We start from the raw sequence: 13,271 nt of genomic DNA on the forward strand, positions 1-13,271 counted from the left end.
GACGATCGCGTCGGGCCTCAGCCCGCGGTCATGAGGGGCTTCAGCCCCGCGGAGCGCTCCACGGCGTCCTGCCCGTCGCACAGCTCGAGGAAGCGCGCGAGCATCAGGTGCCCGTTCTCGGTGAGCACCGACTCGGGATGGAACTGGACCCCGTGCAGGGGCAGCTCGCGATGGGCGAGGCCCATCACCATGCCGTCGGCGGTGCGGGCGGTGACCTCGAGCTCTGCGGGGATCGTCTCCGGCACCACCGTGAGGGAGTGGTAGCGGGTGGCTGTCATGGGGGAGGGGGCGCCGGCGAAGACGCTGCGTCCCTCGTGGGTGAGCTCGCTGGTGCGCCCGTGCATGAGCTGCGGGGCATGGTCGACCGTCGCGCCGAAGTACTGCCCGAGCGCCTGGTGGCCGAGGCACACCCCGAGCATCGGCACGGACTGCTCCGCGCAGGCGCCGATGGCGTCCAGGGAGCGCCCGGCGGTGGAGGGGTTGCCCGGCCCGGGGGAGATCAGCACACCGTCGAAGCCGCTGAGGTCCACGGCGCCGTCGGCCGTCTCGGGCACCTCGTCATTGCGGACCACCACGGTGGTGGCGCCCATCTGCTGGAGGTAGCCGACGATCGTGTAGACGAAGCTGTCGTAGTTGTCCACCACCAGGATGCGCGCGGAGTCCCGCTCAGCCGTTGCCATTGCCGTTGTTCCCGTTCCCGTTGCCGTTGTTCCCGTTCCCGTTGCCGTTTCCATTCCCGTTCCCGTTGCCGTTCCCATTGCCGTTCCCGTTGCCGTTGTTCCCGGTACTGTTCCCGGTCACGCCGGCGCCCTGGGCCTCCCCGCTCTCCGTCGGGGGGTCCGTCGGCGTGGGCTCCTCGCTCGGCTGCTCCGTCGGCTCCGGGGTCGGCTCCGGAGTCGGGGTCGGGGACGGCGTGGTCGGTGCGGGCGTGGTCGGCTTCGGCGTCGGCTCAGGCCCCGAGGAGACGATGATCGTGATCGTGGAGCCGCGGGAGACCTGCTCGTTGGCCCCGGGCTCGGTGCGGATCACCTGGCCCTCGGGCACGGAGTCCGAGGCCTCGGTGCGCTGCTCGGTGCCGAAGCCGGCATCGGCCAGCACCGACTGCGCATCGGCGAGAGCGCGACCGGTGACGTTCGGGACGGCCACGGGGCCGGGCTCGGCGGCGATCACGAGGTCGATCCGCGAGCCGTAGGGGCGCACGCCCCCGTCGGCCGTCGGGGACTGGGTGAGGACCGTGCCCGGCGCCTGCTCCTCGTCCTCGCGGGACGACGGGTCGGGGACCTCGAAGCCGCTGGCCTCGAGGGTCTCCTTGGCCCGGTCGAAGTCGATGCCCGTGACATCGGGGACCGCCACGTCGCCGGAGGCGAAGCGCACCACGACCTCGCTGCCGCGGTCGACGGTCGCGCCGCTCTGGGGGTTGGTGCGGGTGACCGTCCCCTCCTCCTGCGGTGCGTCCTCCGGATCGCCCTCGGTCATGGTCAGTCCGGCCGCCTCGATCGCGGCACGGGCCTCGTCACGGGTCATGCCCTCGAGGTCGTCGGGCACCTGCACGGAGTCCGGACCTGCGGAGACGCTGACGGTGACGGCGGAGCCGACCTCGACGCTCTCGCCCGCCGGCGGGTTGGTGTCGATGACCCGGCCCTGCTCCACGTCGGTGGACTGCGCTGGTTCGAAGGTCGGGTCCAGCCCGAGATCCGTCAGCTCCGTGCGCGCCTGCTCCTCGGTCTGCCCGGACACGTCCGGGACCCGGACCGTGTCCGGTCCGCGGTTGCCGGCGAACAGGAAGTACGCGGCGGCACCGAGCAGCGCGGCCACGGCGAGCACCACGAGGATGATCAGCCACCAGGGCCGCTTGCGCGTGTTCTCCGGCTCGACCTCGTCGCCCGAGCGCAGCGCCAGCGGACCGGTCGCGGGGCTCGGCGCGGAGGAGCCGGACCAGTTCTGGGCGGCCAGCGCCCCGGCACCGGCAGCACCTGCAGCGCCGACGCCGGCGGCGCCCACGGCGGCGAGGCCCCCGGTGGTGGCGGGCAGCGCCTCGGTGGCGTCGTCGATGGGGGAGAGGATCGTGGTGGCCTCGGGGTCGTCGGCCCCCGGCACCGCGCCGCCCACGAGCGCCGGGGCGCGCCCGGCGACGACGGCGGCGATGTCGCGGGAGAACGCGACCGCGCTCGGGTACCGCTGCTCGCGGTCCTTGGCCAGGCCCGTGAGGATCACGGCCTCGAGCGCGGGCGTGATCGCGGGGTTCAGGGCCGACGGGGGCTGCGGCTCCTCGCGCACGTGCTGGTAGGCGATGGAGACGGGGGTGTCGCCGGTGAACGGCGGGCGCCCGGTGAGCATCTCGTACATCACGCACGCGGCGGAGTAGATGTCGGAGCGGGCATCGACCAGCTGGCCGCGCGCCTGCTCGGGGGAGAGGTACTGGGCGGTGCCCATCACGGCCTGCGTGGCGGTCATGGCGCTGGTCGCGTCCGCGATCGCGCGGGCGATCCCGAAGTCCATGACCTTCACGGCCCCGGCCTCGTTGATCATGATGTTGCCGGGCTTGATGTCGCGGTGCACGATCCCGGCGCGATGGGAGTACTCCAGCGCGCTCAGCAGCGCGGCCATGATCTCCCCGGCCTGGACGGCGTCCATCGGGTGCTCGGGGTCGATGTACTCGCGCAGGGTCTTGCCCTGGACGTACTCCATCACGATGAAGGGAATCGTGACCTCGGCCCCGGTGATGGTGGTCTGCTGCTCCTCGCCGGTGTCGTAGACGGCGACGATGGAGGGGTGGTTCAGCGCGGCGGCGCTGTGCGCCTCGCGCCGGAAGCGCTCCTGGAAGTTCGCGTCGCGGGCGAGGTCGGAGCGCAGCACCTTGACGGCCACCGTGCGGTGCAGGCGGGTGTCCTCCGCGAGGAACACCTCCGCCATGCCCCCGGTACCGAGGATCCTGCCCAGGTGGTAGCGCCCACCCAGGACCACTGTCGCTTCGCTCACTCCACACCCGTCCTCGTGCCCTGGTCGACACCGATTCCATGGTCGACACCGACCGATCGGACCATCGTAGTTCCTGACGCCCCGTCACCCTCCGGCGGGGTGGGCGGGGCCACGCCGACGACGGCCAGCGCCGCCCCGGCGGCGGCCGCTCCGCCGTCCGCGAGGCCCGTGGCGCCCAGCGCGCCGAGCGGCAGCAGCCCCAGGCCTCCGGCGATCGCGACCGCGATCGCAACGACCACCAGGATGATCAGCACGAGCCCGGGCACGGACAGCCCGCCGACCCGTCGGCCCGTCGAGGTGCCGCGCACGGTGCGGGAGGACGAGGCGGTGTCCACGTCCTCGAAGGCGCCGCCCGCGAAGGCGCGCTCGGCCCCGTCGGCCGTGCTCGCGGCCGACGCGGCGTGCAGGGGCGACTCCGTGCCGCGAGCGGACGTCGCGGACTCCGGCCAGGAGCGGGGCGCGGCGCCCGGCGAGATCGCCGAGCGGGCCGAGTCGCGGGACGACGCGGAGTCGCGCGTGGAGGCCGAGTGCCGGGACGGCACCGGGTCGAGCCGGGGCGCGGAGCCGGCCGACGCGGCCGACAGCGCGGAGGGTCCCGAGGCTCCCGAGCGGTGGCGGATCCCGCGGCCGCGCCCGGACAGCGGCAGCGGCATCGCGGCGGTGCGCGTGCCGGTCGGGGAGGCGCCGGGGCGGCGCTCCTGCGGACCGGTCCCACCGGAGCCGGGGGAGCCCGGCGACCCGTCGCGGGAACCTGCCGGCCGGACCCGGTTCTCGCCGGTCCAGTCGTGGTCCTCGACCCGGGTCACCGGAATCGCGCCGGTGGTGAAGCGCGGCTCGACACCGCGCTGGATCGCCTCGAGGATCCGCGCGACCGCCGCGGCGGAGCGGGGACGGTTCGCCGGCGCCTTGGCCAGCATCATCATCACCAGGCGCCGCAGGTCGGCGTTGAGGGACTCGGGGAGCTCCGGAGGCTGCTGCTTGACCTGCGCCATCGCGATCTCGACCTGGCTGGAGCCGGTGAAGGGGCGCGAGCCGACCAGCATCTCGTAGCCCACGATGCCCAGCGCGTAGATGTCCGAGAGGGAGGTGGCCTGCTTGCCCATCGCCTGCTCGGGGGAGAGGTACTGGGCCGTGCCCATGACGAGGCCCGTCTTCGTCAGACGCGCCTGGTCCTTGCTGCGGGCGATGCCGAAGTCGGTGATCTTCATCGACCAGCCGTTGTTCTCGTCCACGAGCACGTTCTCGGGCTTCACGTCGCGGTGGACCACGCCCTTGGAGTGGGCGGCGTCCAGGGCGCGGGCGAGCTCGATGAGCAGCGAGACGACCCGCTTCTCGGGCAGCCCGCCGGGGTTCTCCTCGATGATGTCCGAGAGCGGCCGGCCCGGGCACAGCTCCATGACGATGTAGGCGCGGCCGTCGAGCTCGCCGTAGTCGTACAGCGCCGCGATGCCCTCATGGGACAGGGCGGCGGTGTGGCGCGCCTCGGCGCGGAAGCGCTTGAGGAAGCCCTCGTCCCCCGCGTACTCCTCGCGCAGGACCTTGATCGCGACCTCGCGCTTCAGCTCCTTGTCGCGTCCCTTCCAGACCTGCCCCATCCCGCCGGTGGCGATCAGGGACGTCAGCTCGTAGCGTCCTTCGAGCACGAGCCCCGGTTCGGTCCTCATGGCTGGATCACCGCCTCCATCACGTCCTGGGCGATCGGCGCCGCCGTGCGCGACCCGTATCCGCCCTCCTCGACCACGACCGCGACCGCGACCTTCCGCTGCTCCGTCTGTCCGTACCCGACGAACCACGAGTGCGGGGCGCGGTCCGTGCCCCACTCCGCGGTGCCGGTCTTGCCGCCCACCTCGACGCCGTCGATCGCTGCCGCTGCGCCGGTGCCGTCCTCGACCACGCCCACCATCATCTGCCGCATCTGCGCGGCGTTGGAGGCGCTGAGCGGCTGCCCGAACTCCCTCGGGGTCAGCTCCGCGACCGTGGAGAGGTCCGCGGTGCGCACCGCCTGCACGAGCTGCGGCTGCATCACCACGCCGTCGTTCGCGAACGCCCCGGCGACCATCGCCATCTGCAGCGGCGTCACCCGGGTCTCGTACTGTCCGATCGAGGTGGTGGCCAGCTGCGCGGCGTCGAGGTCCTCACCGATCCGGGAGGGGGTCACGCCCATCGGGATCGACAGGTCCTTGCCGAAGCCGAAGTCCTCGGCGGTGCTGCGCAGCTGGTCCTCGCCCACGGCGACGCCCAGCATCGCGAAGGACGTGTTGCAGGACTGGCGCAGCGCCTCGGCGAGGGTGGACTCGTCGTCGGGCCCGCAGGCGTCCTGCCGGCCCTCGGAGAAGTTGTTCATCACCGAGGAGGAGTTCGGCAGCTGGTAGGTGCCGGGCCCGGGGATCACCGAGTCGGCGGTGTAGTCGCCGCTCTCGAGCGCCGCCGAGGCGGTGATCAGCTTGAAGGCCGAGCCGGGCGGGTACAGGTCCCCGCCGATCGCGCGGTTTGTCAGCGGCCGGGAGGAGTCCTCGTTCAGCGCCGACCACGCCTGCGACACCGCGGAGGTGTCGTGCGTGGCGAGCTCGTTGGGGTCGAAGCTCGGCGCGGAGACCATCGCGAGGATCGCGCCGGTCTCCGGGTCGAGCGCCACCACAGCGCCGCGTCGGCCGTCGAGCGCGTCCCAGGCGGCCTGCTGGGCACCGGCGTCGAGGGTCAGCTCGACGGTCGCGCCCTGGCCCTGCCGGCCCGAGAGGATGTCGGAGATGCGGTGGTAGAACAGCGAGTCCGCCTCGCCGGACAGGGTGTCGTTCAGCGAGCGCTCGATGCCGGTGAAGCCGTACACCACCGAGTAGTAGCCGGTGACCGGGGCGTACATCGCGCCCGGATCGTAGGTGCGCAGGTAGCCGTAGGTGTCGCCGGACTCCTGGGAGGAGGCGATGGCGTGACCGTCCACCACGATCGGTCCGCGATGGCGACCGTACTCGTTGTACAGGGTGCGATCGTTCTGGCCGTGGGCGTTCAGCCGGGGCTGGGCGATCACCTGGAAGTAGGTGGTGGAGGTGAACAGCAGCACGAAGAGGACGCTGACCACCAGCCACACATGGCGCAGGGGCTTGTTCATGCCGTCACCTCCTGCGGGCTCTGCGGGGGCTTCGGGCTCTGCGGGGGGACGGGAGCGGCGGTCGCGCCGTCGACCTGGCGGGCGGCGGGCCGACGGGCCGCGTCGGACAGCCGCACGAGGATCCCGGCGATCAGCCAGTTGCACACCAGCGAGCTGCCGCCCGCGGCGAGGAAGGGGAGGGTCAGCCCCGTCAGCGGGATCACCCGGGTCACGCCGCCGACGACCACGAACACCTGCAGCGCCATCACGAAGCCGAGTCCGCCGGCCAGCAGGGTGCCGAAGCCGTCGGAGATGCCGACCGCCGCGCGGATCGCGCGCTGGACCAGCAGCAGGTAGAGCAGCAGCAGCGCGAAGGCGCCGACCAGGCCGAGCTCCTCCGCGAACGAGGAGAAGATGAAATCGGACTCGGCGTGGGGGACCACGTCGGGGCGGCCCTCGCCGAGGCCCGCGCCGGTGATCCCGCCGTTGGCGAGGCCGAACAGGCCCTGCGAGATCTGCTCGCAGGAGGAGAAGTTCGCGCTGGAGAGCGGGTCGAGCCAGCAGGTGATGCGGGTGCGCACGTGCCCCATCTGGGTGGCGGCGAAGACCGCGGGCGGCAGGAACATCACCGCACCGATGACCAGCCAGCTCAGCCGGTCGGTGGCGACGTAGAGCATCACCACGAACAGGCCGAAGAACATCAGTGACGTCCCCAGGTCCGTCTCGAAGACCAGCACCGCCATGGCGAAGCCCCAGGCGATGAGGATCGGGCCGAAGTCGGACCAGCGCGGCAGGTGGATGCCGAGCACCTTCGGGCCGGCCAGGGCGAGGGTGTCGCGGCGGGAGACGAGGTAGCCGGCGAAGAAGATGGCGAAGCAGATCTTCGCCAGCTCCGCGGGCTGGAAGCTGAAGCCGGCGATGGAGATCCAGATCTTCGAGCCGTTGCGGGCCGAGCCGATCACGGGCACGAGCGGCAGCAGCAGCAGGACCGCGCCGATCACGGCGCTGATCCAGGTGTAGCGGCGCAGCCGGCGGTGATCGCGCAGGGTCACCAGCAGCGCGATGCACAGCACCACCCCGATGATCGCCCAGAGCATCTGGCGGTCGGCGCTCGCTGAGCTGCGCAGTCCGTAGATCTCGTTGGCGGCGTGGACGCTCTCGATCATCGCGATGCCCAGCAGGTTCAGCAGCACCACGATCGGCAGGATCACGGGGTCCGCGTACGGGGCGCGCCACATCACGGCGATCTGGAGGGCCAGCGCCAGCACGACCGCGCCGATCGCGATCTGCGGCAGGTTCGCGGGCACCTCGTCGAAGCGGCCCAGTCCCACCAGGGCGTAGGCGCCGAGCCCGATGGCCACCGCGAACGCCAGCAGCAGCCCCTGGAGGAGGCGGCGCGGCCGTGCGGTGTAGGAGACGACCGTGGCCACTACGACTCCTCGCCCTCGCCGGGGGTGGAGGTGAGGGTCGGCCGGGTGTCGTCGCTCTCGGACTGCTGGGTGTCATCCTGGGCGCCGTCGGCTCCGGTGCCGCCGACGGAGGTGCCGCCGCCGGCGCCGCTGGCGTCGGAAGCTCCGCCCGCGTCGGACGCGCCCCCGGCATCGGAGGGCGCGGGCGAGACCGCGGGCGGCGGCTGGTTGGCGACGGCGGCCTGCTCGAGCCGGTCGATGATCTGATCGGCGGCCTCGCGGTCCGAGGCGGAGATGGTGTTCTCCACCTGCTGCCGCGTCACCTCCGGCAGGTCCTCCAGCGCGATGTCCGTGTACTCCAGCGGCGTGGACAGCGAGATCGGGCCCAGGTCCTGGGACAGGCCCTGGTAGAGCACCACGCGGGTCCCGTCGGTGCCCACGTGGAACTGGCGCTGCGACCACGAGTAGCCGCCCCACAGCAGGCCGCCGAGCAGGGCGACGAGCAGGCCGAGCACCACGAGCACGGGCCACGGGCTGCGGCGCGGCGGCTCCTCCTCGGAGAAGTCCTCGTCCGCGTAGGGGATCTCGGGCTCCTCGCGGGTGAGCGCGGCGGCCTTCGCGGCCGGGCCGGAGCCGGAGGTGGGGCGGTGGCGGTTGCGGGCCGCGGAGCCCACGATCTGCGGCGTCGTGGAGGGGGCCTCGACCCCGCGGGGGAGGTCCTCGAGCTCGACGACGTCGGCGATGATGCAGGTGATGTTGTCGGGGCCGCCCCCCTTGAGGGCGAGCTGCACGAGGGTGTCGGCGCACTCGCCGGGGTCCTCGATCTCCTTGAGGGTCGCGTCGATGGTGTCCAGCGAGACCAGGCCCGACAGGCCGTCGGAGCACAGCATCCAGCGGTCGCCCGCGTGGGCGGCCCGCAGCGAGAGGTCCAGCTCCGGATCGGCGTCCACGTCGCCGAGCACGCGCATCAGCACGGAGCGCTGGGGATGGCGCTCGGCCTCGTCCTCGGTGAGCCTGCCCTCGTCCAGCAGGCGCTGGACGAAGGTGTGGTCCTTGGTGATCTGGACGGTCTCCTCGCCGCGCAGCAGGTAGGCGCGGGAGTCGCCGATGTGGGCGAGGGCGAACTTGTCCTCGGCGCGCAGCAGGGCGGTGATGGTGGTGCCGAGACCGCGCAGCTGGGGCTCGTCCCGGGCGCGGCGCAGGATCTCCTGGTTCGCCTCGAGCACGCTCTCCTCGAGGGTGGCGACGATGTCGCTGGCCGGGGTGTCCGAGTCCAGCGCCGCCATGTGGCCGATCGCGACCGAGGAGGCGACGTCGCCGCCGGCGTGGCCGCCCATGCCGTCCGCGACGACCAGCAGATGGCTGCCGGCGTAGCCGGAGTCCTGGTTGTTGGAGCGGACGAGGCCGACGTCGGAGCGGGCGGCGTAGCGCAGGGCGATGCTCATCGCGGACCTCGTCTCAGCTCGATCTCGGTGCGGCCGATCCGCACCTGGGCCCCCGGACGGAACGGGACCGCGCCCTCGATCCGCCGCCCGGACACCAGGGTGCCGTTGGTGGAGCCGAGATCCTCCACCATCCACTCCCCGTCGCGCTGGAACACGCGGGCGTGGCGGTTGGAGGCGTAGTCGTCGTCGAGCACGAGCGTGCACTCCGGGGCTCGGCCGATGAGGATCGGGGTCGAGCCCAGGGTCAGGGAGGTGCCGCGCAGGGGACCTGCGGTGACGACCATCGCCGCCTGCGTCACCGACGGGTCGGTGCGCAGGGACGCGGGATCGGTGCCCGCCTGCGAGGCGGCGCCGCCGATCGGGCCGGAGGCCGGGCGCTGCTCACGGCGCGGATCGCGGCTGGAGCGGGTGACGACGGTGGTGCCGAAGAGGTCGTTGCGCAGCACCAGCACCACGACCACAACGAAGATCCACAGCGCCAGCACGAAGCCCAGGCGCAGGGCGACGAGGGTCAGTTCGCTCATAGGGCGCTCACCAGGAGCCCGCCCCGGAGGCCGGCAGCAGGACGGTCAGGCGAGTGCGCCCGATCTTGATCATGGAACGGTCGTGGAGGGTCACGGGGGTGCGGATCCGCTCGCCGTCCACGAAGGTGCCGTTGGTGGAGCCGAGGTCGGTGGCGACCAGGGAGCTGTCCGGCTCGGCGCGCAGCTCGAGATGGTGACGGGACACGCCGGTGTCCTCGAGGATGATGTCCGCGTCGCCGCCGCGGCCGATCACCGTGACCGGGCCGGTGAGCAGGTACTGCTGGCCGTCGATCTCGACGATGGGCTTGCCGGCGGAGCCGTCCTGGGCGGCGCCCGTTGCGGGCGCGACGCTCCCGCGCTCGGTGCGGGACTCGGTCTCGAAGCGTCCCTGGCGCACCTCGTCGTCCTTCTCCAGCGCCACGGACACCGCACCCACGAACATGTAGCGCTGCGTGTCCGCGTGCTCCATGAGCACGCGCTGGAGCTCGTCGATGAGGGTGTCCTGCCAGGACGCGAAACGGTCGAAGTCCTGCGAGTGCAGGTAGACGGTGTACACGTTCGGGGCGAGGGTGCGGGTGCGGTCGAGGACCTGGATCTGGTCGTCGCACTCCCGCTTGAGGCCCTGTGCCAGGTCGAGCGGCTTCAGCTGCCCGCGACCGGGCGAGAAGACGCTCGTCACGCCGCGGTCGAGGCCGCGCTCGATCCGATCCAAGATCCCCACGGTGGTCCTTCGCTCTCGCTGTGGCTGCCAGGTGCGCGCGAACAGCCCCGACTGAGCTGTGCGCCCCCCGATCGTAGCGCGTGGCCAGGGCGGAGTCGGGAGCGCCGGGCGCGGAGGGGGCGAGGGAATCGTGCAGGAGAGGTGAAGGCGGCGGTCCCGACCCGCCCGCTGCGCCCCGGCAGCACGCCGGGGCGCAGCGGGCGGGTCGGACGATCCGTGGTCCGGTCCGTGCCTCAGTGGATCAGCACCCGCTGGCCGGTGCGGAACCAGCCGCGCGCCCACAGGTAGTCCGACGCGCCCACGGAGATGCGGCTGCAGCCGTGCGAGGCGGGATAGGTGGGGATCGAGGCGGAGCCGTGGATCGCCCAGCCGCGGTCGTAGTAGCCGGGCCGGTACAGGTTCCCCAGCGGCCCGTTCTGCCAGCCCCCGGAGTACAGGCGGTACATCCGGAAGTCGCCCTTCGGCGTGGTCGCCGTCTTCCAGCGGCCGCCGGAGTAGTAGCGCTCCCCGCTGCCGGTGGAGGTGTTCAGGATGCAGGCGATGCGGCCGCCCCCGGTGAGGATCAGCAGCTGCCGGGAGAGGTCGACCTCGAATCCGCTGCCGCTGGTGATCCGGCGGCTCGGCTGCTTCCCCGCATCGAGCGCGCCCCAGGTCCTCGCCCCGACCACACCGTCCCGGCCGAGGCCGGCGGCCTTCTGCACGGCGAAGACGGCCTGCTGGGTGAGGTGCCCGAAGCTGCCGTCGGAAGTGCCGCACCAGTAGCGCAGGGCGTTCAGCCGCTTCTGCAGGGTGGTCACCGCGCTGCCGCGGTCCCCCTTGCGGAGCGTCGGTCCGGCGGCGTCGGCGGCCCCGGTGCCGAGCGCGAGGCCCGCCCCCAGCGTCCCCACCCCGATCAGCAGGGTGCGGCGGGAGGGTGCGATCGGCAGCAGTCCGCGCCCCTGGTCCGGGTCCGTGGGCGGAGCCGGTCTGTCGGTGACGGTCAGGTCCATCGGTCAATCCCCCTTGTGATGTGCCGAGCGCGGGTGGCGCCGACAGCGGGCAGGCACCCCTTGTGGGGGCCGTCACGGCCATCGTGCAACAGTCAAGGGATGGTAAACAACCCAAAGGCATGGCTGGTCGGCGCATGGATTGTGGAGGAGATGTGATGGCGCAGGTGGAGGGACGAATCGGACATATCACGGTTCGGTCACGGGCCCGTCCTGCCGTCCGGTCGGGATTCTGGACGGTTGTCAGTGGCGGGTCGACGGCGCCTCGGCACGGTGCGGCGACCGTGCCGGGCCCGCCCTCCAGGGTCGTGCCGGGCCGGCTCTCCAGGACCGTGCCATAGTGGAGTGCGTGATGACTGCGAGCCCCGACGCACCCCGCGACGAGACGCCCGTCGAGATCCCCGTCGACCTGGACTTCGTCCACGCCCTCGGCGTCACGGACGCCTCCGCCGTCCTCCACACCCAGGGCGCTGCGGACCGGGTGCTGCCGCTGGCCAGCGTCTCCAAGCCGATCTCCGCGCTCGCCGTGCTCGTCGCCGTCGAGCGGGGTCTGGTCGACCTCGAGGAGCCGGCCGGGCCCGAGGGCGCGACCGTCCGCCACCTGCTCGCCCACACCGCCGGGTACCCCTTCGAGGGCGAGGAGACCGTCGGCGCCGTCGGCGCACGCCGCATCTACTCCAACACCGGCTTCGAGGTCCTCGCCGCCCACGTCGAGGACGCGACCGGATACGACTTCGCCGACTGGGTCGAGCAGACCGTGGTGCAGGGACTGGAGCTGCGGGACCTCGAGGTCGACGGCTCCCCGGCCGCCGGCTACCGCGGCACCGTGCACGACCTGCTGGCCGTCGGCCGCGAGCTGCTCGCCCCCACGCTGATCTCCAAGGAGCTGTGGCGCGAGGCGACGAGCGTGCAGTTCTCGGGGCTCGCGGGGATCCTGCCCGGCTACGGCCGGCAGAAGCCCAACGACTGGGGGCTCGGACTCGAGATCCGCGACCACAAGGATCCGCACTGGACGGGCTCCGCCTCCAGCCCCCGCACCGTCGGCCACTTCGGCCAGTCCGGCTCCTTCCTCTGGGCCGACCCTGACGCGGGACTGGCCGCCGTCTTCCTTGGCGAGGAGCCCTTCGGGCCCGAGCACGTGCGGGTCTGGCCCGGGATCACCGACGCCGTCCTCGAGCGCTTCGCCCGGACCGCACCCTCGGGACAGGACGGATGAGCACCGGGGCGGGCGCGCTGGGAGTCCTCGACGACTTCGGCTTCGAGGCCGCGGCGATCGTGCTCGGCCCCGAGGGGGTGCGGGAGCGACGCGGTGACGTGGAGCGGATCCGGCCCTGGCGCTCGGTGACCAAGACCCTCACCGGCGTCGGCGCGGCGCTCGCCCTGCAGGAGGGCCGCGTCGACCTCGACGACCCGGCCGGCCCGCCCGGCGCCACGCTGCGCCACCTCCTCGCCCATGCGAGCGGCTACTTCTACGAGTCCGAGAACACGCTCCAGGCCCCGGGGCTGCGCCGCCACTACTCCAACCACGGCATCGACGAGGCCGCACGGCACGTCGAGCGGGCCGTCGGGCGGGACTTCGGCGACTGGGTGCAGGAGCGGATCGCGGACCCGCTGGGGATGACGGGCCTCTACTGGGAGGGGTCGGCCTCCGTCGGCGCCTCCGGCGCGCTCACCGACCTCGCCCTGTTCGCCGCCGAGCTGCTGCGCCCCACCCTGCTGGACGAGGCCCACTTCGCCGAGCTCACCCGGATCCAGTTCCCTGAGCTCGTGGGCATCATGCCCGGCTTCGGCAAGCAGGAGCCCAACCCCTTCGCCCTCGGCCTCGAGGTGCGCGGCGAGAAGTCCCCGCACTGGACCGGTGCGCACAACTCCCCGCGCACCATCGGGCACTTCGGGATGCGCGGCACCGCCTTCTGGGTCGACCCGGACGCGGACCTCGCCCTCGTGGTCGGCACCTCCCACGACTTCTGCGACGCCCACCGCGAGGTCATGCCGCGGCTGGCCGACGAGGTCCTCGCCGCCCACGCCGGCTGAGCCCCGCCCGTCGGCCGCCCTGCCGCGGGGCCGCCCCGCCCGTCGGCCGCCCACCCGGGTGCGTGACGCAGGGCACGGCAGCGGCTAG

At 72.8% G+C, this 13,271-nt stretch carries 11 protein-coding genes; 2 read left to right on the forward strand and 9 right to left on the reverse strand.

Going from position 1 to position 13,271, the window contains the following annotated elements; translation table 11 throughout:
- Positions 1–17 precede the first annotated feature (17 nt).
- The 9 genes from HNR70_RS00695 to HNR70_RS00735 form a co-directional block, all read right to left on the reverse strand.
- Positions 18–680 carry an anthranilate synthase component II gene (locus HNR70_RS00695; RefSeq protein WP_184323961.1) on the reverse strand — a complete coding sequence of 221 codons (663 nt, stop codon included), beginning with the start codon at positions 678–680 and terminating at the stop codon, positions 18–20.
- Positions 667–2,979 carry a Stk1 family PASTA domain-containing Ser/Thr kinase gene (gene pknB / locus HNR70_RS00700; RefSeq protein ID WP_184323962.1) on the reverse strand — a complete coding sequence of 771 codons (2,313 nt, stop codon included), beginning with the start codon at positions 2,977–2,979 and terminating at the stop codon, positions 667–669. The genes HNR70_RS00695 and pknB overlap by 14 nt, the downstream gene beginning before the upstream one ends.
- A complete protein-coding gene (locus tag HNR70_RS00705) occupies positions 2,976–4,643 on the reverse strand; it encodes a serine/threonine-protein kinase (protein ID WP_184323963.1) in 1,668 nt (555 codons plus the stop codon). Before HNR70_RS00705 ends, pknB begins: the two co-directional genes overlap by 4 nt.
- Positions 4,640–6,085 carry a peptidoglycan D,D-transpeptidase FtsI family protein gene (locus HNR70_RS00710; protein ID WP_184323964.1) on the reverse strand — a complete coding sequence of 482 codons (1,446 nt, stop codon included), beginning with the start codon at positions 6,083–6,085 and terminating at the stop codon, positions 4,640–4,642. The genes HNR70_RS00705 and HNR70_RS00710 overlap by 4 nt, the downstream gene beginning before the upstream one ends.
- Positions 6,082–7,494 (reverse strand): FtsW/RodA/SpoVE family cell cycle protein, encoded by a 1,413-nt coding sequence (locus tag HNR70_RS00715; protein WP_312857527.1) that lies wholly within the window; start codon positions 7,492–7,494, stop codon positions 6,082–6,084. The genes HNR70_RS00710 and HNR70_RS00715 overlap by 4 nt, the downstream gene beginning before the upstream one ends.
- Positions 7,494–8,918, reverse strand: coding sequence for a PP2C family protein-serine/threonine phosphatase (locus HNR70_RS00720; protein WP_246375113.1), 1,425 nt, complete (start codon positions 8,916–8,918; stop codon positions 7,494–7,496). Before HNR70_RS00720 ends, HNR70_RS00715 begins: the two co-directional genes overlap by 1 nt.
- Complete coding sequence (locus HNR70_RS00725; RefSeq protein WP_184323965.1) at positions 8,915–9,442, reverse strand: FHA domain-containing protein FhaB/FipA; 528 nt, start codon at positions 9,440–9,442, stop codon at positions 8,915–8,917. The genes HNR70_RS00720 and HNR70_RS00725 overlap by 4 nt, the downstream gene beginning before the upstream one ends.
- 7 nt (positions 9,443–9,449) lie before the next feature.
- Positions 9,450–10,163 carry an FHA domain-containing protein gene (locus HNR70_RS00730; protein ID WP_184323966.1) on the reverse strand — a complete coding sequence of 238 codons (714 nt, stop codon included), beginning with the start codon at positions 10,161–10,163 and terminating at the stop codon, positions 9,450–9,452.
- Between the two features lie 233 nt (positions 10,164–10,396).
- Positions 10,397–11,152: a L,D-transpeptidase family protein gene (locus HNR70_RS00735; RefSeq protein WP_184323967.1), complete on the reverse strand. Its 756-nt coding sequence runs from the start codon at positions 11,150–11,152 to the stop codon at positions 10,397–10,399.
- Positions 11,153–11,501: 349 nt separating this feature from the next.
- Here HNR70_RS00735 and HNR70_RS00740 point away from each other — a divergent pair, with 349 nt between their 5' ends.
- Both HNR70_RS00740 and HNR70_RS00745 read left to right on the forward strand, forming a co-directional pair.
- Positions 11,502–12,365 carry a serine hydrolase domain-containing protein gene (locus HNR70_RS00740; RefSeq protein WP_184323968.1) on the forward strand — a complete coding sequence of 288 codons (864 nt, stop codon included), beginning with the start codon at positions 11,502–11,504 and terminating at the stop codon, positions 12,363–12,365.
- A complete protein-coding gene (locus tag HNR70_RS00745) occupies positions 12,362–13,183 on the forward strand; it encodes a serine hydrolase domain-containing protein (protein ID WP_184323969.1) in 822 nt (273 codons plus the stop codon). The genes HNR70_RS00740 and HNR70_RS00745 overlap by 4 nt, the downstream gene beginning before the upstream one ends.
- The last annotated feature ends 88 nt before the right edge of the window (positions 13,184–13,271 follow it).

The organism is Brachybacterium aquaticum, from assembly GCF_014204755.1.
GTDB classification, from domain to species: domain Bacteria; phylum Actinomycetota; class Actinomycetes; order Actinomycetales; family Dermabacteraceae; genus Brachybacterium; species Brachybacterium aquaticum.

Coding starts and splice junctions, on each gene's coding strand:
- HNR70_RS00710 (WP_184323964.1), bottom strand. CDS start 6,085: ATGAACAAGCCCCTGCGCCATGTGTGGCTGGTGGTCAGCGTCCTCTTC.
- HNR70_RS00740 (WP_184323968.1), top strand. CDS start 11,502: ATGACTGCGAGCCCCGACGCACCCCGCGACGAGACGCCCGTCGAGATC.
- HNR70_RS00705 (WP_184323963.1), bottom strand. CDS start 4,643: ATGAGGACCGAACCGGGGCTCGTGCTCGAAGGACGCTACGAGCTGACG.
- HNR70_RS00745 (WP_184323969.1), top strand. CDS start 12,362: ATGAGCACCGGGGCGGGCGCGCTGGGAGTCCTCGACGACTTCGGCTTC.
- HNR70_RS00735 (WP_184323967.1), bottom strand. CDS start 11,152: ATGGACCTGACCGTCACCGACAGACCGGCTCCGCCCACGGACCCGGAC.
- HNR70_RS00725 (WP_184323965.1), bottom strand. CDS start 9,442: ATGAGCGAACTGACCCTCGTCGCCCTGCGCCTGGGCTTCGTGCTGGCG.
- HNR70_RS00695 (WP_184323961.1), bottom strand. CDS start 680: ATGGCAACGGCTGAGCGGGACTCCGCGCGCATCCTGGTGGTGGACAAC.
- HNR70_RS00720 (WP_246375113.1), bottom strand. CDS start 8,918: ATGAGCATCGCCCTGCGCTACGCCGCCCGCTCCGACGTCGGCCTCGTC.